The sequence below is a fragment of the Vibrio sp. 10N.247.310.98 genome, assembly GCF_041467395.1.
Taxonomy (GTDB): Bacteria; Pseudomonadota; Gammaproteobacteria; order Enterobacterales; family Vibrionaceae; genus Vibrio; species Vibrio crassostreae_C.
Map to the genome: position 1 here is coordinate 55,905 of NZ_JBFSUL010000023.1, position 16,697 is coordinate 72,601.

Genomic DNA, 16,697 nt, shown 5'->3' on the forward strand with positions numbered 1-16,697 from the left:
ATACCGTCGCAGAATTAACCATATTAGATGTTTTTATCATCGATAATCGCTTGATTTTTTGGCGTGAACCTAGATTATTAATAGTACGCAATATTATGAATAATCTAACTATTAGGAATCCATAACCTCATGACAGAAACCCTAGTTTCTCCAATGCTCTCTTTTACGATCGCGATTTCATTACTGTTTATCGGTAAAGGTTTGATCGAGCGATCTGAAGTATTAAGAAAGTATTCACTGCCAGAGCCTGTGATTGGTGGCTTTGTCTGCGCAGCGACCGTAGCGGCGCTTTACTATATTTTTGAAATCCAAATCACTTTTAGCCTAGATGTCAGAGACTTTTTGCTTCTCTACTTTTTTGCTGGCATCGGGCTCCAAGCGGATATTAAAACACTGATTAAAGGCGGGCGACCGTTGTTCATCCTACTGTGTCTTGCTGCCATTTTTATCGTGTTGCAAAACGTAGTCGGAATGGCAGTCGCTTCTGGCTTTGGAATGGATGCGAAAGCAGGCTTGCTATCTGGGTCTGTTAGCTTGATAGGCGGCGTAGGCACAACGTTAGCTTGGGCGCCAATGTTTGTGGAAGAGTTTGGTATTGCTAACGCGCTCGAACTTGGTGTCGCTTCAAACACGGTTGGTTTAATTGCAGCGTGTGTGATTGGTGGTCCGATTGCGAACTACCTGCTCAATAAACACAAAGTAAGCCCTTCTAATGAAGAAGAGGTTACGGTTGGTGCATTCCAAGAGAGTGAAACAAAAACAGAGCTTAGCCACTACGGCGTTCTGTGGGCGTGGTTGATTCTTAACTTAACACTAATGCTGGGTTACAGCTTGAGTGAAGTTATCGACTCGATGGGCCTAAAACTGCCGTTATTCGTTAGCTGTTTGATCGCAGGTATCCTAATCGGAAACGTTGGTCGCGCACTGTTTAAGAAACGTCGTACACAAGAGAAAATCGCTCAAGGCCGCAAAGGCTTAGCGATGATCTCTGATATTTGTTTAGGCATGTTCTTGACCATGGCATTGATGGGGTTGCGTATCTGGGATCTCGATGGACTGTTTGGCTATATCTCTGTTGTCATGAGTATCCAGATCTTGCTTTCCCTGTTGTTTACTGTGTTTGTCGTTTATTACTTGATGGGAAGAAACTACGATTCTGTGGTGATATGTTCAGGCTTCGGTGGTATCACTCTAGGCTCGACCGCAACAGCAATTGTGAACATGACCGCAGTAACTCATCGATATGGCGCAAGCCCACAAGCATTCATTGTGGTGCCATTAGTATGTGGTTTCTTTGTTGATTTGATCAACGCATTGGTGATCAGTTTCTTTGTTGGTCTGTAGTGAAGTGACCGGTTATTGACTGCTTGAGGTTTACATCGGGATAATGACCACAAAGGCGATGACGAAAGTTGTCGCCTTTGTTTTATCGACAGCAAGCTAAAACACGTATATCAGCCTTTGATGTGATGTCTTGAAGTGACTCGGTGCACAAGTTAGTAAGAGCAATGACGATCTTGATAAATTGGGATATATGTTCGCAGCAAATTTGTGAGACGCTTGATTAAGTGTCAGTTGAATTACAAGGAAGTTGAATGCACCACTTTAATATCCGTGCTCTCGAGTACTTAAACGCGTTATCAAAATACAGGTCGTTACGTAAGGCATCTAAGATGATGAACGTTGACCCTGCCGCGATGAGTCGAATGCTGACACAGTTAGAAGCGCAAGCGGAAATGAAAGTATGGGAGCGCAACAACCGCCAATCTCTGCTGACTGAGGCGGGGAACGAACTGTTGAACTACTATCGCTCCATTGTTCGTGGAGAGGCGGCAGTGCTTGCTCGACTAACCAAGCTTAAAAACCTCAAGGGCGGTAATGTTAGCATCGCGATTGGAGAAGGATTTATTACTAACTTGGTCTCTAAACCGATGCAAACCTTCATGGCTCGATACCCTGATATCAATCTTTCTATTGAGATCGCAGGGGCATTGGATGCAGTCAAGATGTTGGAAGATCAACAGATAGACTTTGCGATAACCTATGCGTCTGCACCTCATCCTAAACTGCATTCACACGTCGAGCGTAGTCATCCGCTCGAATTGATTGCTCCGAAGGGGCACTTCCTTACGATGAAAGATGCACCAGTGATAATGCAAGATATTCAAGACGCTTCTCTCGCCTTGATCGATAACTCGACCGGTATGGGGAGGCTGGTAAAGCAGGCTGAACAAATTTCCCATCTTACCTTGCAGCCAAAACTTCAAACTAACTCAGTCACGGCACTGACTAACTTCGTTTCAGCAGGGTTGGGCGTCACCTTTATGCCTAAGCTCACTGTGATCGATGAGATAAAGTCAGGGCAGATAGAAGTGGTTGCGACCGAGTTGGAGATGCTATCGAAGGCGACGGTTAAGGTTCAATCTTTGAAAGGCCGTGCACTAACGCTACAAGCGGAAACCTTGTTAGATTTCTTACTCGAGAACGCCACTTTCTTGAGTCATGACGCTTACAATATCTAGGCTTAATCAGTTTACTTAGCGACTCCTACCTAAGCTTTCAAATACCGCCAATATCACACTTCCAAACTGCTGGATTTGTTTTCGAGTCGAATTGATGTTTTGTCAATGCCACCTCTATTGTTAAGTCAACACATGCGGAATAAGTTACAAATTATTAACGAAACGAGTTTTAGACTGACAGCTGTGTTCGACAGATTTGGCTTTGTCAGGCATTAGGGGAAGAGAATGGAAGTTATTGTAATTGGCAGTGGTGTTATTGGATTGACCAGCGCATGGTACCTTGCGAAGGAAGGACACTCGGTCACGGTTATTGATCGTCAAGATAGCAGTGGCAAAGAAACCAGTTTTGCGAATGCCGGGCAAATTTCTTACGGTTATTCATCACCATGGGCGGCACCGGGCATCCCTTTGAAAGCGATGAAATGGCTTACCCAAGAACATGCGCCACTTAAAGTGAAGCCTTCTCTTTCTCCAGAGTTAATGTCTTGGGCGACTAAGATGCTCGCCAACTGTAATGAAGCCAAGTACGCACAGAATAAATCGCGGATGTTACGAGTCGCTAACTACAGCCGAGATTGCCTGACTCATCTAAGAATCAGTGAAGATTTGGCTTATGAGGGCCGGCAGAAAGGCACCTTGCAAGTATTCAGAAGCGAAAAACAATTGGACGCTATTCAGCAGGATATGAAGCTATTAACAGAGAGTGGAATCGAACACTCGCTGTTTGATGTTGAACAGTGTCTGTCAGTGGAGTCTGGTTTAGCAGACGTTAAAGACAAGCTGGTGGGCGGCCTGTATTTACCACACGATGAAACCGGTGATTGTCATCAGTTCTGTTTAACCTTGACCGAAAAAGCCAAGCAACTCGGCGTTCAGTTCGTGTTTAATACCGAAGTGGTTAGGCTCAATCATCAGAATCAAACCATTGAGAGTATTACAACGACTCAAGGCGAGTTCAAAGCGGATGCTTACGTGGTCGCTTCAGGAAGCTATTCTCGAGAACTGTTGAAGCAAGTCGATTTGTCGATCCCGGTTTATCCAGTGAAAGGCTATTCGCTAACACTGCCGATCGTGAATGCAGATAAGTCACCAACCTCGACTGTGATGGATGAAACTTACAAGGTAGCGATGACGCGATTTGATGATCGTATTCGCATTGCAGGGACGGCAGAACTTGCGGGGTTTAATTACCTTATCCCTGAAAAACGCAAAGCCACGATTGATATGGTGATTAAAGATCTTTTCCCACAAGCGGGTGACTTTTCTAAGGCTGAATACTGGACTGGGTTAAGACCAATGACGCCGGATGGTACGCCTATTATCGGTAAGACGCCTATCAAGAACCTATTTACAAATACTGGACATGGGACATTAGGTTGGACAATGGCATGTGGCTCAGGAAAGATCTTGGCAAGCGTGGTCAGTGGCTCAGCTAGTGATATTAAAACTGATGACTTAAGTATCCACCGCTATTTGTAGCGAGATGATGCAGTGATAATTAAACAACCCCATTCTTAAGTTTTCGAATGGGGTTGTGGGTTCTGAGGGAGAAGATTATCTGGTCGTGGTTTCTAGCACATGGGTAAATCTATCCCAAGATTTTTGGTCAGCTTCTTGTTGATAGTTGTTTGAGCCGAATACGGTAAAGGCATGCGGCGCCCCACTGTAGGTGATCATTTCATGCGGAACTTTGGTTGTTTCAAGTTCAGCGGCAAGGTTGCCAAAGTCGTGCATTGAAATCATGGCATCAGCCGTGCCGTGGAACACGACTACGGGAGCTTTAGTCTGCGAGTAGTCTTGGCCTTTTGGTGTTGATAAACCGCCATGGAAGGTTACGTAAGCCTTCGAAGGAATTCCCGCACGAGCAGCTTCCAATACAGCAGCTCCACCAAAGCAGTATCCCATTATTACGTTGTTATCTAAGTTGCCGCCAAGTCTTTTCGCTTCCATGGCTCCTGCGTTGAGTAGCGCACGCATTTTCTCTCTGTCTTTGTACAGTTCACCTGTGTGTTGTTTTTTGTCTTTCACTTCGGTTGGGCGAATGCCTTTACCAAATAGGTCGATGGCGAACACGTTGTAACCGAGTTCGTTGAGCATCTCAGAACGTTTCTTTTCGTAATCGGTTAAGCCATCCCAATCGTGTATTAGCAGTACTAAAGGTGCTTGGTCACTGGCCTCACTCCAATAACCTTCGTAATCCATCCCATCGACTTGGTAAGTGACGTTTTCTCCTGATATCGCAGAGAAGGGCAGTAAAACTGAAAACAGGCCGAGTGTAGTGAGTTTTCGCATGCGTAATTCCTTTCGATGACAATTGACGTTCCAATCGAAAGTATAGATAACGCGATGATTCTCGCCAGATTTCTGTCTCTAACTTGAAATGTCTGGCAGGGATAGCAGGTGGCTATTACTGATAAACAGCCATCGAAAGGGAGTGCGATGGCTGTTCATGATGCGCTGAGAAATTCTCAGTTCGCAGAAACGCGGGGCATTAGAGTAGAAAAGAACGGATTACTACCAAGTAGCGTTATCAGCGGTGTGACTACTTCGAAGTTCTGGGTACTTACGTTGATAGCGCGGCAACATCGACTCATTACCTAAGATACCACCTTGATGGATATAGATGACAGTTTTGGTTGGGTTATCTTCTTGCCATTGTTCTAAGCATTGCCACATTAATGGGTCGTAGAGCAGGTCGAATTCAATATCAGTTTGTTCTTGTAGAGCCAACCAAGTTTGATAATCCTGTTGATACAATTTTCCAAAGTGGTGTTTGGCTTTAAGCGGTAATATCTGCGGATGTTCACTTTCGCCAAGCTCATTGAATTGCTGCGTTAAATAGTCACTGCCACCAACACAAGCACAGGTTAACACTGGGATGTTGTGCATTTTTAAATGCTTATGAAGGTACAGCGCAGTACTGCCAGTCCCTGCGGGGAGTGCGATCACAAAATCGTGTTGGTTTTCGAAGCGAGTCCAGCTCAGTATTTCCATTGCCAATTGCTTAACACCATACTCAGCAAGCTGAGAGCGGCCACCCTCGGGTAACACAATGCAGTGTGAGTCAGGTTGTCTTACTTGCTCAATATACTCTTGTGGATGAAGCTCAGAGCCTGTTTCTTTGACTGAAATAACCTTAGCCCCGAGATCGATAGCGCCACGGTAGTTGCCGAGTGGGCGTTCTTGTAGCCATTGAGGCAGGTGGTCGACGTAAAACTCAAGCGTCCAGCCTTTGATTTTCGCAAGTGCGGCGAGTGAGAACAAGGAGTTAGCCTGAGCGGAACCATAGCTTATTAGAGTGGTGGTGTTTGGGCTATCGTCTTCCAGTAGCTTCATGAACTTTCTGGCTTTGTTGCCGCAAAAGTGGGAGTGAAGCTGATCGTCACGCTTTAAGAAAAAGGTGTGCTCGTTGTATTGATGTTGAGTTACAGGGCTATTATTTAGTTTCATCGCACTTAGACAAAATGCTGACTCAGAGCCAGCATTTATAGTTCAAATAGGACTGACGAGTATCTAGTAGCTAGGGACCGCTGTAAACCAACTAAATCAAGTTTTCGTTCGATATTGAGCTTCGAACTATGAACTCATTTACTCTGGGGTGGATGCGGATAGATCGGTTTGAAAGGTGATCTTAGCGGTACATCCACCACAGCTGCGATTGACCAATTCAAAGCCCCATTGGAAGCGTTGACATAAGTCCTCGACAATCAATAAACCTAACCCATGCCCATTTGGATTGTATTGTTCTTGGAGGCCTTCTCCTTGGTCTTCAATCACAACACTCTCGTGGGACAGAGTGACCGTTACGGTGCCACTATTGGTCGCTGCAATGGCATTTCTCAACAAGTTTCCGACCAACATGTTCATTATCGCGCTGGTGGCTTGAATGGTGGGTTCGGATTGAACATGCATGGAGATGTCGACGTCTTTCTCATCCGCCTGTGCTGAGTTTTTTGAGACGATAGCCTCTAACTCTTGTTGGCTAAACAGTCGCAGTGGCGCATCGTCACTGTTTCTTTCATAGCGAACGAGACCAAGCAGTGCATCGACCATTTCAGACATTTGAACAATGGCTTCATCAATACGTTCAACCTGACGAGATTGAAATTCGGTTGTTTCGCTTCTCAGTAACAGTTTGTTGGCACCACGAGCAACAGTCAACGGAGTTCTTAGTTCATGACTTGAGTAGCGTGCGAAAGCTTGCTCGCGTTTTACTAGAGAATTGATTTCTCTTCTGTATTGATTGAGTTGATCCGTCAACTGACGAAACTCCACCGCCGCATCGTCATTCACTCCAAATTCTTCGTTTAGATTGAGCTTATTGGATTCAAGCTGTTCAGACAGGGAGTTGAAGGGCTCAATCAGCCGTTTAGACAACCGATAGAGCAGAGCTCCGAAGCTGAATATTAGAATAGAGAGAAGGGCTAATACAAATGTGGTGGCATAAACGAGCTCAAAGACACTAAGCTCGACACGGTCTATTTCAGAAAGCAGAACAATAGGGTGAGTTCTACCTTCATGAGTATACTCGCCTACATAGACCATGCGAGATTCTGGATCTTCACCGACCTCACCAATGAAATTTTCTTTGCCTTCAATATACTTTAAATACTTTTTCGGTAGATAGGAAAGATCGTTGTAAGCGATAGTCAGGTCATCAATACGAAGCTCTCCACTTTCACCTGACTGGAATAACCCGACTGCATAGTTGCGGTCAATTAGGATGCGTCTTTCACCCACGCGGTCTTCCGACAAGTACAGGGCTGTGATAAATACCACATAGACAAATGCCGACACAATTACGGCCATTAACCCAAAGAAAACCGCTAAGCGGCCCGTTAGGGTTTTTGTGCTTGTAAGAACATTTGAAATCAATTCGATGGCTCCAATCGGAAGCCAACTTTAGGCACCGTAATTAACATCTGAGTGTCGAAAGGCTTGTCGAGTTGATTACGTAACTGATAAATGTGACTGCGCAACACATCATTGTTGGGCTCGTTTTCTTCCCATAACTTGTAGGAAATAGCTTCACGAGTGACTACTTCAGGTGCGCTTTGGCACAGCATCTCAAGTATGGTGTAAGTGGTTGGGTTGAGCGCTAGTAGTTTATCTTGGCGGTAAGCTTTACGGGTTTTTTGGTCGATGGTGAGTTCATCGAACTGAAGTTTTGAAGAGGCGACTTTTCCGCGGTAACGACGAACCAGTGCGTTCATTCTCGCTTCTAAAATATCCAAATCGAAAGGCTTGGTTAGGTAATCATCGGCACCATGCTCAAACCCTTTTAACATATCATCGCGGCTATCTAACGCAGTCAACATCAAAATAGGTGTCGCGTTGCCTTGGTCTCGCAGTTTATTACAAACCGTGAGGCCGTCCATTCTTGGCAACATCAGATCCAATATGATGATATCAAATGAGTTTTCCAACGCGAGTTGCAGGCCGAGTTCGCCGTTGTCCGCATAATCGAGTTCCATGCCAATACACTCAAAATAATCAAACAAGACACCTGCGATTTCACGGTTATCTTCGACTAATAGAACTCGTTTCATTTTGATTCTCATACAGAAATAGACGGTAACATTATCCTGAGTGAGCGTGAAAAATATGTCAATAACATAACTTTCACTTATGAGGGGGTAGATTGGATTCAGATTAAAAAATAGAAGAACGTATTATGTCTGAACTTCATATTAGCCGACCTAAAGTCTCCACATCACGGATCAATCCCGCCGTTTCACTATCGATCATTGTGCCGTTTTACGATGAACAAGAGGTGTTAGAAGAGTTTCATTCTCGCTTAACCAAGGTACTGGATAGCTTACCGATCACGAGTGAGATTGTTTATGTCGACGATGGCAGCAAAGACAACAGCTTGGACTTGGTGAGTTCATTCACTTCAATCAATAGCTCAATTTCTGTGATTGGTTTAAGCCGTAACTTTGGTAAAGAGTCAGCCATGAGTGCTGGTCTTGAGCATTGCCGAGGACAAGCGGTGATCTTGTTAGACGCAGACCTGCAAGATCCGCCGGAGCTGATCCCACAAATGGTTGCCAAGTGGCGCGAAGGCTATGACGTTGTGAATATGCAGCGTAGCCAACGTGATGGTGAAACGTGGTTTAAGAAGTTTTCAGCAGCAAGCTTTTACAAAGTCATGAACGTGGCAGCGAAGATCGATGTTCCAGAAAATGTCGGTGATTTCCGACTGTTAAGCCGAGAGGTTGTCGACCATATCAACCAACTGCCCGAACGTAACCGTTACATGAAAGGCATCTTTTCATGGCCAGGTTTTAGACAAGCAACGATTCAGTTTAAGCGCGACGCTCGCTTCTGTGGCGAGACCAAGTGGAACTACCTGAAACTCATCGGATTGGCGATGGATGGCATCACATCATTTTCTATCCGCCCACTGCGTATTGCGACGGCCGTTGGTGGATTAGTGGCGCTTACTGCTTTCGTGTATGGCGTCTTCATCGTGTTCAAAACCATGATGTTTGGTGAGCCTATTACGGGCTACCCGTCAATGATGGTGGTTCAACTTGCCCTTGGCGGCATTCAACTTCTGAGTATTGGTTTAATGGGGGAATACATAGGTCGTATTTTCATCGAAACCAAGAACCGCCCTTTGTATCTGATCCAATCGGTGGTCGATACCCCTGCATTAAAAACGCATTTTAAATTAGAGGAGTCAGCATGAGCCTGAACCGAACGCACCTATGGTATTTGTTGGCTTTTGCATTGGTTCTAAGGCTCTTATCTCTGGCGACATACCCTTTAATGGACACTACGGAAGCGCGCTATGGAGAAATGGCTCGCTTGATGGTAGAAACCGGCAATTGGTTAACCCCTCAATTTGATTACGGCATCCCTTTCTGGGGTAAACCACCGTTGTTCACATGGATGAGTGCGGCTGGGATTGAGCTGTTTGGTTTGAGTGAGTTTGCTGTGCGTGCACCACACTGGCTAGCAGGTTTTGCGACGATTCTGTTGGTTGCATACATGGCTAAGCGTACCGGACAAAGTGCCTTGGTGGCGGCTGTGGTATTGGCGACATGTGGGATTTTCTCTATTGCGGCGGGTGCTGTGATGACCGACATGGCGTTAACGTTAGCGATGACCATTGCCATGTTAGGTTTTTACCTATGTTGGTTAGGAGGAGAGAGTTGTAAGGGAGAGGGCAATGCTGAGACTAATCGGTCTTGGGGTTATGTTGGTTTCATTGGTTTAGCACTAGGCTTGCTTGCAAAAGGGCCGGTAGCGATTGTGATCATGGGTATCGCTGTTTTCCCTTGGTTAGTATTGCAACATGGCTTCTTTGGCGCTTTCAAAGTGTTATGGCAACGCTTTCCACTGTTGTCTGGCTTAGGTGTGATGCTGGCGATTGCCTTGCCTTGGTACATCATGGCTGAAATGGCAACACCGGGTTTTATTGATTACTTTATTGTTGGCGAGCACTTTAAGCGTTTTGTTGTGAGTGGCTGGGAGGGCGATTTATACGGTTCTGCCCATGACCAAGCAAGAGGCATGATCTGGTTGTTTTGGCTTCAAGCGGCTGCACCGTGGTCGATTGTGTTGCCTATTTTGACTTTCGCCCGTCGTAAGAAAATCGCAGAAGTTAACGCTGAACATAGTGGATTGTTTTCATTCCTCGTGTGTTGGTTGGTCTCTCCTCTGATTCTTTTTACCATGGCGGGTAATATTCTTCCTGCCTATGTGTTGCCAGGCATTCCTGCCCTTGGCTTGTTGGTGGCAATGCTTGTAGTAGAAAAAGATAAGAAGTGGTTCTCGAGTGTGGCTTTAGTGCTACCTGTGTTGCTAATGATTGCAATGGTCTACCTCAACTTAGGCAAAGCGAATGAGAAAAGTGACCGTATTATCTTCGAACAGATTACGGATGAAGCGCCGAGCTTTTATGTCGGTAAACGACCGTTCTCCGGGCAGTTTTACAGTCATGGACAAGCGAAAAAGTTACTCGATGTTGAACAGTTAGATGGTATCGACAAGTTCTATCTGATTGGTAAAAGAGCGGAAGTAGAAACCAAGATTAAAGACAACGCGTTAACCTGTATTTTAGAACCGACGGTGAAGATCAAGCGCGCTCTATTTAGTTGTCATAGCCAAAATATCAAACCAAATCTATCGTTGAGCCATATTCGAAGTGATGGCGATGTTCAATTTTAACTCGTCATCGAGACTGTTTAGCCACAAGTTCGACGCGCTAAACAAAAAACTACAACCTCACCATAAGATGATTAAATTCGCTATGGTGGGGGCGGGTGGCTTTGTTGTCGATTGTGCCGTGTTTGCATTGCTGCATTACGTTATTGGACTGCCTTTGATGAGTGCTCGAATTGGTTCTTTCATCGTAGCTGCAACGACAACTTGGTTTGGAAATCGAGTGTTGACCTTTGAGCTCAAAGGGCAGGGGAGTTGGTCCGAAAAGCTGATTCAGTGGCAAAAGTTCATGCTGTCAGCATCGATATCGGCGATACCTAATTTGCTGTGCTTTAAGTTGATGACGGAGTTACTCCCTGCATTTACTGGGGCAGTGTTTATCGCAATGGCGGTTGGCATCTTGGTGGGCATGGTCAGTAACTATTTGCTTAGTCAGTATTGGGTGTTCACACGTTAAGCTCCCTAGTAGCAGACACAAAAAAGCGCAGCTAAATAGCTGCGCTTTGTGTTTTTACGATAGCGAAGTAAATTGGCTCGCGATATTAGCGTTGTGCTGCGCGCTGGCGGTTCTTGCCGTTACCCGCAGGTTTGCCACCTTGACCATTGCCCGTTTTGTTACTGTTTGGTTTGCCATTTCCGCCGCCATTACCTTGCGATTGCTGACCTCCAGGGCCTTTCTTAATAAAGCCAGTCGCTGGTTTACGACCATTGCCATTACCGCCACCTTGGTTAGCATTGCCTTGGCTACCGTTGCCGTTACCAGTCGGCTTCTTGCCACCCGGTTTCTTACCAGAGTGGTTACGTGGGCTTTCGCCACCAAGACCTGGCTGAGACTTGCTGTGCTTAGTCGCAAAGCGCTGTGAACCGTGACGACCAGACTTACGACGTTGTGCTGGTGTTTGTGCATCAAAGTCTTCTGCTGGTACTAGGCAGTTTGCTTTATCACCGATCAAGTGCTGTTTACCCATGCTGATCAGCGCTTCACGGATGATCTTCCAGTTTTCAGGATCGTGGTAACGAAGCAGTGCTTTATGCAGACGACGTTGACGATCACCTTTAGGCACTGGCACATCTTCACGCTTCTTATATTTCACGCGCTTCAGAGGGTTAGTCTCTGAGTAGTACATCGACGTTGCATTACACATTGGCGATGGGTAGAAGTTCTGTACTTGGTCACACTCGTAGTTGTGCTTTTTCAGCCACATTGCAAGGTTAAACATGTCTTCATCTTCTGTGCCCGGGTGAGCAGATATAAAGTAAGGAATTAAGTACTGTTTCTTACCGGCTTCAGCGCTGTACTTCTCGAACATCTCTTTGAAACGATCGTAAGTGCCCATGCCCGGCTTCATCATCAGATCCAGTGGGCCTTTTTCAGTATGCTCTGGAGCAATCTTCAAGTAACCACCAACGTGGTGAGTCACAAGCTCACGAACGTATTCTGGAGATTCAATCGCTAAGTCGTAACGTACACCAGAAGCGATCATGATCTTCTTAACACCCGGTACTTTTCTCGCAGAGCGGTACAGGTCGATAGTGTGTTGATGGTCTGTGTTTAGCTTTTCACAGATTTTCGGGAACACACATGATGGACGACGACAGTTAATTTCAGCTTTTGGATCTGAACAACCTAAACGGTACATGTTCGCCGTTGGGCCGCCCAAGTCAGAAATAGTACCTGTGAAGCCCGGTACTTTATCTTTAATGTCTTCGATCTCATCCAAGATAGATTCTTTCGAACGGTTCTGAATGATGCGACCTTCGTGCTCTGTGATTGAACAGAAAGAACAACCACCAAAACAACCACGCATGATGTTAACCGAGGTTTTGATCATGTCGTATGCTGGGATTTTCGCTTTGCTGTACATCGGGTGCGGAACACGCTTGTACGCAAGGCCAAACACGTAGTCCATCTCTTCTGTGGTCAATGGAATAGGCGCTTGGTTAATCCAAAGCTCGCGATCACCGTGACGTTGAATCAGAGCACGACCTGAGTACGGGTTTGTCTCAAGGTGCAGAATACGACTAGCGTGAGCGTAAAGAATACGGTCATTGTTTAGCTTTTCGTAACCTGGGATACGAACCGCTGTAGTTTTTGCATCGTGACGAGAAGGGCGAATAGTAATAGGTTGCGCTTTTACTTCTTCTTTTTCGTCTTTCTTGGTATCACACTGAGTTTCAACTTCGTACGGGTTAACCGGAACATACGCTTTGTTCGGCTTTTCGATACGAGAAGAGTCAATGATCTTGAAGCCTTCAGGGGCCGCAGGAAGATTGATAGCAGTACCGCGGATATTGGTCAGCGTAGACATGTCTTCACCATCGGCAATGCGGTGTGCTACTTCAACCAGTGCACGCTCAGCGTTACCAAAAAGAAGAATGTCAGCTTTTGCATCAAACAATACAGAGCGGCGAACTTTATCTGACCAGTAGTCGTAGTGAGCTACACGACGTAAGCTCGCTTCAATACCACCAAGCACGATTGGCGTGCCTTTGTAAGCTTCACGACAACGTTGAGAATAAACCAGAGTTGCACGATCAGGACGCTTGCCACCTTCATTGTTCGGAGTATAAGCATCATCGTGACGTAATTTGCGATCAGAGGTGTAGCGGTTGATCATGGAGTCCATGTTACCCGCTGTGATGCCGAAGAATAGGTTAGGTTTACCTAGCTTCATGAAGGCATCTTTATTGTCCCACTTTGGTTGAGCAATAATGCCCACGCGGAAACCTTGAGCTTCAAGCAGACGGCCGATGATAGCCATACCAAAGCTCGGGTGATCGACATAAGCGTCACCAGTTACAATAATAATGTCACAGCTATCCCATCCAAGAGCATCCATCTCCTTTCTACTGGTAGGCAAAAAGGGTGCAGTTCCGTAGCACTCGGCCCAGTATTTTTTGTGTTCGTGAATAGGAGTGATATCGCTGTACATATTTCAACCTCTGATTTTTGAGGCGGGAATTATAGCGGCATGAGCCTAGACTAGCCAGTAGAACATGCCCCTGTTAGTTCTGGTGTCTTTCGTCTTTTTACGGTAAATGGCGACAAAAGAACCATACAACAGCATAGTTGAAGCCTTGAATAACGTCGCTAATTTGTGATTTTGATTAGTGTTCGCAGCAGTTTTTGATATTATTCGCGAAAATAAGTCTGAAGAAGTAGATCCACAATGGTCGAAACGTTATTAGTACAATTTGCTCCGATGCTTTTAGGAGCCCAACTGATCTTAACCCTCATCTTGGTGAAAGGGGATATTTGTCCGGGGCAGCGTGGTCGTATCCACAAGATGTTACCTGCGATTGGCGTGCTGTGGCTTGCCGTTGCCTCAGTAAAAATTGAAGCCTTTCTGGTCGTGTTTGCGATCTTTTATTTCTATTCTCAAGTTCAAACTAAGAAGACACGCGATTCTGGCCCTATTTGGGTGATGTACTTAGCTTGTGGTTTGGCATTGTCTTACGTTGCTATCCAAGCGACGGAACAAGCAACTACCGTTGGTATCATCACTACTGTATTGCTAGTGGCACTGTTAGGCTCAGCGTTTGGCCATTTACTGCTGACGATTGCAAGAACACGCTTACAGGCATTTCACCGTGTTCTGCCTGTTGTTGGTGTTTTGACGGGCATGTTGGTGGTTTTGGCAACAGTCGTGAGTGTCTATTCTTTGTCTGAAGCTCAACTAGAACCAGTGATTTCAACGCTACTGTTCAGCTTTGCTTTGCTAATCTCAGCTATCGTGGTGTGGTGTTGGCATCTACTGTTCGTTAAAACCCCGGAAAAACTTCAACTGACGGTTTCGTTACTGATGTTATTGGCTGCGGCTGTGGGTTTAACGCCAGTGTGGGCACTTTAATCGCGCACTTTCATTAATTACGTGCGCTCATTAATCACGCATTCTCTTTAAGAAGTGTGATCAGTTTTTTAGCATGGCCTTGGTAAGCGTTCTAAACTTAATTTTAGTCGGTGTGTTCGTAAGGAGTACGAGATGGATTTAAGCAACGTCAAAGGTTTCGATAGCATTATCTTGCTGGGAATCGTGAATGAGAAACTTCGCCTAGAGTGCGATAGCTTTGAAGAGCTGATCAGTATGTATGAAATGGATATAGAAAGTGTCGTGGGCAAGCTCGATATGCTTGGCTATCAATACGACCCATTGACTAACCAGTTTAAGTCTTATCCAAGATAGTCTATTTTCGCGAATCAACAGATATCGAAAATCATCGATACTGAAACTAAAAAGTCACAGATTATCTGTGACTTTTTTTGTTTCTGGCGTTTGCCTTTCCGATTTAATACAGGCTTAAGCTAGCTCAATAATGAACCTCTTAAACGACCTCAATACCATCTAAGTGACTCTTACTCTGCTGTCTTGCTGTGCTAAAGAAAGCCTGTAGGTAACGTTTGTCTTTTTCTGAGTTTCTTACTGCGGCAAACAGTCTTCTTGAAAGCCCTTTACCTAACGGTTTGCTGGCTATCAAACCTTGTCTTGAGAACTCACTGATCGCCCAATTTGGTAATGCCGCGACACCTAATCCTGCCGATACCATTTGCACCAACATTAAGGTGTTGTCTGCTTGTTTCCACTTCTTAGGTTCTACACCTGCTGGTTGCAAAAAGTGCTTCACTACGTCTAAACGCTGCTTTTGAACTGGGTAGGAGAGCATAGTGAGATCGCTAAGATCTTGCGGTTCAATGCTCGCCTTTTCTGCCAAAGGTGAGTTGATTGCGGTGATCAAACGCATCTCAAAATCAAAGAGTGGTTCGTAGTGAACCTCAGAGCGAGGCTGTATATCAGAGGTGATCACCAAATCTAGCTCGCCTGCCATTAGCGCGGGTAGCGGCTCAAACCCAAAGCCTGACGAGAAATCTAGCGTTACGCTTGGCCAAGCCACTTGATATTCCTTCAAAGCAGGCATTAACCATTGGAAGCATGAGTGACATTCAATCGCCATGTGCAAACGACCATTCACATCCTCTTTCAGGCTCGCGAGTTCGTTCTCCGCTTTAGCTATTCTTGGCTGTATCTCATCGGCAAGCCTAAGCAAAATCTCACCTTCAGAGGTGAACTTAACTGGTCTAGTTTTACGTAGGAAAAGCTGACCACCGATACGCGCCTCAAGGTCTTTCAGTTGGTGAGAAAGCGCCGACTGAGTCAAGTGAAGAGAAGTTGCCGTCGCTGTTAGCGAGCCGCTGTCTCTTAAGGTAGTCAATGTTCGAAGGTGTTTAAGCTCTATCATGAGTTTTCCTCATATTCCCTAAGCCAATTCAATATTTCTTAATAATCACCCTACGGGGTTTTCTTTCATTTGTAAACGTCTAGATGTCCAGATGGATTTAATTTTTCAGCTTTAGATTATTCAAGATGAATATTTTTAATAAACAAGATGAATATTTGGACGTTGTTCATCGTTCAGATTAGGGAGATAGTTTAGCCATCCAGACGCCTTATAAAGAACTTAAACCATAAGCTAGGCAGTTTGATCGAACACTAAAAATTATTGAATAAGGAACAGGTTCATGACTACGACAACGCATATTTTAGGCTACCCACGTATCGGCGAAAAACGCGAACTCAAATTCACTTTAGAAAAATACTGGCGCGGTGAGATTAGCCAATCAGATTTAAAGCAACTCGGTAGCGAACTAAGAAATCGTAACTGGAATGTACAAGCTGACGCGAATCTTAGCTTTGCAACTGCGGGTGACTTCGCATGGTACGACCATGTATTAACAACGACTTTACTTCTAGGCCACGTACCAAAGCGCCATACTGGTGGTTCTGAAGATGAAAAATCCTTCCCAGATTTAGATACTTTGTTCCGTGTGGGGCGTGGTCAATCTCAGGTTCAGTCGACTTGTTGCGGTGGTACGCATACGTCTAGTGACGGCACTAAAGATAGCTCTGCGGCTTCTGATATGACTAAGTGGTTCAACACCAACTACCATTACATTTGTAGTGGTCAACTGATATTGGCCACGTTCCTAGAGTTTAACCAGAACAATCG

General features: G+C 45.3%; 14 protein-coding genes and 1 pseudogene. 9 read left to right on the forward strand and 6 right to left on the reverse strand.

The features are described from left to right. Window positions 1-129 precede the first annotated feature (129 nt). The 3 genes from gltS (at window position 130) to AB6E78_RS11470 (ending at window position 4,001) form a co-directional block, all read left to right on the forward strand. On the forward strand, window positions 130-1,344 hold the full coding sequence (gene gltS / locus AB6E78_RS11460) for a sodium/glutamate symporter (RefSeq protein WP_017062061.1): 1,215 nt from the start codon (window positions 130-132) through the stop codon (window positions 1,342-1,344). Between the two features lie 251 nt (window positions 1,345-1,595). Next, the gene (locus AB6E78_RS11465; RefSeq protein WP_372133563.1) at window positions 1,596-2,522 is read left to right on the forward strand and encodes a LysR family transcriptional regulator; all 927 of its coding nucleotides are present in this window, start codon (window positions 1,596-1,598) and stop codon (window positions 2,520-2,522) included. A gap of 225 nt (window positions 2,523-2,747) precedes the next feature. Next, a complete protein-coding gene (locus AB6E78_RS11470) occupies window positions 2,748-4,001 on the forward strand; it encodes a D-amino acid dehydrogenase (protein ID WP_229647089.1) in 1,254 nt (417 codons plus the stop codon). Window positions 4,002-4,076: 75 nt separating this feature from the next. Here AB6E78_RS11470 and AB6E78_RS11475 read toward each other — a convergent pair whose 3' ends face one another. The 4 genes from AB6E78_RS11475 to AB6E78_RS11490 form a co-directional block, all read right to left on the reverse strand. Continuing rightward, a complete protein-coding gene (locus AB6E78_RS11475; protein ID WP_372133561.1) occupies window positions 4,077-4,814 on the reverse strand; it encodes a dienelactone hydrolase family protein in 738 nt (245 codons plus the stop codon). Between the two features lie 222 nt (window positions 4,815-5,036). Beyond that, on the reverse strand, window positions 5,037-5,972 hold the full coding sequence (locus AB6E78_RS11480) for a 1-aminocyclopropane-1-carboxylate deaminase/D-cysteine desulfhydrase (RefSeq protein ID WP_372110736.1): 936 nt from the start codon (window positions 5,970-5,972) through the stop codon (window positions 5,037-5,039). A gap of 138 nt (window positions 5,973-6,110) precedes the next feature. Further along, the gene (locus tag AB6E78_RS11485; protein ID WP_372110738.1) at window positions 6,111-7,397 is read right to left on the reverse strand and encodes a sensor histidine kinase; all 1,287 of its coding nucleotides are present in this window, start codon (window positions 7,395-7,397) and stop codon (window positions 6,111-6,113) included. Beyond that, complete coding sequence (locus tag AB6E78_RS11490; protein WP_372110741.1) at window positions 7,394-8,071, reverse strand: response regulator transcription factor; 678 nt, start codon at window positions 8,069-8,071, stop codon at window positions 7,394-7,396. The genes AB6E78_RS11485 and AB6E78_RS11490 overlap by 4 nt, the downstream gene beginning before the upstream one ends. Before the next feature lie 125 nt (window positions 8,072-8,196). On the opposite strand from AB6E78_RS11490, the gene AB6E78_RS11495 reads away from it, so the two are divergent. Genes AB6E78_RS11495 through AB6E78_RS11505 form a run of 3 tightly spaced genes read left to right on the forward strand, consistent with a single transcriptional unit; the run spans window position 8,197 to window position 11,151 of the window. Next, complete coding sequence (locus tag AB6E78_RS11495; RefSeq protein ID WP_102398635.1) at window positions 8,197-9,216, forward strand: glycosyltransferase family 2 protein; 1,020 nt, start codon at window positions 8,197-8,199, stop codon at window positions 9,214-9,216. Further along, on the forward strand, window positions 9,213-10,700 hold the full coding sequence (locus AB6E78_RS11500) for an ArnT family glycosyltransferase (RefSeq protein WP_372100500.1): 1,488 nt from the start codon (window positions 9,213-9,215) through the stop codon (window positions 10,698-10,700). The genes AB6E78_RS11495 and AB6E78_RS11500 overlap by 4 nt, the downstream gene beginning before the upstream one ends. Continuing rightward, window positions 10,687-11,151 (forward strand): GtrA family protein, encoded by a 465-nt coding sequence (locus tag AB6E78_RS11505; protein WP_017070766.1) that lies wholly within the window; start codon window positions 10,687-10,689, stop codon window positions 11,149-11,151. Before AB6E78_RS11500 ends, AB6E78_RS11505 begins: the two co-directional genes overlap by 14 nt. A gap of 85 nt (window positions 11,152-11,236) precedes the next feature. On the opposite strand, the gene AB6E78_RS11510 is transcribed toward AB6E78_RS11505, so the two are convergent. Continuing rightward, window positions 11,237-13,627, reverse strand: a complete 2,391-nt coding sequence (locus tag AB6E78_RS11510; protein WP_372133558.1) for a YgiQ family radical SAM protein — start codon at window positions 13,625-13,627, stop codon at window positions 11,237-11,239. A gap of 237 nt (window positions 13,628-13,864) precedes the next feature. Between AB6E78_RS11510 and AB6E78_RS11515 the strand changes: the two genes are divergently transcribed. Together AB6E78_RS11515 and AB6E78_RS11520 are read left to right on the forward strand one after the other, a co-directional pair. Beyond that, window positions 13,865-14,545: a hypothetical protein gene (locus AB6E78_RS11515; RefSeq protein ID WP_017062029.1), complete on the forward strand. Its 681-nt coding sequence runs from the start codon at window positions 13,865-13,867 to the stop codon at window positions 14,543-14,545. 132 nt (window positions 14,546-14,677) lie between these two features. After that, window positions 14,678-14,878, forward strand: coding sequence for a DUF4250 domain-containing protein (locus AB6E78_RS11520; protein WP_004736508.1), 201 nt, complete (start codon window positions 14,678-14,680; stop codon window positions 14,876-14,878). Window positions 14,879-15,017: 139 nt separating this feature from the next. Here the strand turns inward: AB6E78_RS11520 and AB6E78_RS11525 are convergent, their stop codons facing one another. Next, the gene (locus AB6E78_RS11525) at window positions 15,018-15,929 is read right to left on the reverse strand and encodes a LysR substrate-binding domain-containing protein (protein WP_017063530.1); all 912 of its coding nucleotides are present in this window, start codon (window positions 15,927-15,929) and stop codon (window positions 15,018-15,020) included. A 280-nt stretch (window positions 15,930-16,209) separates the two neighbouring features. Here AB6E78_RS11525 and AB6E78_RS11530 point away from each other — a divergent pair. Next, window positions 16,210-16,697, forward strand: a pseudogene (locus AB6E78_RS11530) (hypothetical protein); the annotation flags it as partial.

Excerpts from the sequence above, each read along its gene's own strand:
- gltS (WP_017062061.1), top strand. The coding sequence starts at position 130 with ATGACAGAAACCCTAGTTTCTCCAATGCTCTCTTTTACGATCGCGATT.
- AB6E78_RS11465 (WP_372133563.1), top strand. The coding sequence starts at position 1,596 with ATGCACCACTTTAATATCCGTGCTCTCGAGTACTTAAACGCGTTATCA.
- AB6E78_RS11470 (WP_229647089.1), top strand. The coding sequence starts at position 2,748 with ATGGAAGTTATTGTAATTGGCAGTGGTGTTATTGGATTGACCAGCGCA.
- AB6E78_RS11475 (WP_372133561.1), bottom strand. The coding sequence starts at position 4,814 with ATGCGAAAACTCACTACACTCGGCCTGTTTTCAGTTTTACTGCCCTTC.
- AB6E78_RS11480 (WP_372110736.1), bottom strand. The coding sequence starts at position 5,972 with ATGAAACTAAATAATAGCCCTGTAACTCAACATCAATACAACGAGCAC.
- AB6E78_RS11490 (WP_372110741.1), bottom strand. The coding sequence starts at position 8,071 with ATGAAACGAGTTCTATTAGTCGAAGATAACCGTGAAATCGCAGGTGTC.
- AB6E78_RS11495 (WP_102398635.1), top strand. The coding sequence starts at position 8,197 with ATGTCTGAACTTCATATTAGCCGACCTAAAGTCTCCACATCACGGATC.
- AB6E78_RS11500 (WP_372100500.1), top strand. The coding sequence starts at position 9,213 with ATGAGCCTGAACCGAACGCACCTATGGTATTTGTTGGCTTTTGCATTG.
- AB6E78_RS11505 (WP_017070766.1), top strand. The coding sequence starts at position 10,687 with ATGTTCAATTTTAACTCGTCATCGAGACTGTTTAGCCACAAGTTCGAC.
- AB6E78_RS11510 (WP_372133558.1), bottom strand. The coding sequence starts at position 13,627 with ATGTACAGCGATATCACTCCTATTCACGAACACAAAAAATACTGGGCC.
- AB6E78_RS11515 (WP_017062029.1), top strand. The coding sequence starts at position 13,865 with ATGGTCGAAACGTTATTAGTACAATTTGCTCCGATGCTTTTAGGAGCC.
- AB6E78_RS11520 (WP_004736508.1), top strand. The coding sequence starts at position 14,678 with ATGGATTTAAGCAACGTCAAAGGTTTCGATAGCATTATCTTGCTGGGA.
- AB6E78_RS11525 (WP_017063530.1), bottom strand. The coding sequence starts at position 15,929 with ATGATAGAGCTTAAACACCTTCGAACATTGACTACCTTAAGAGACAGC.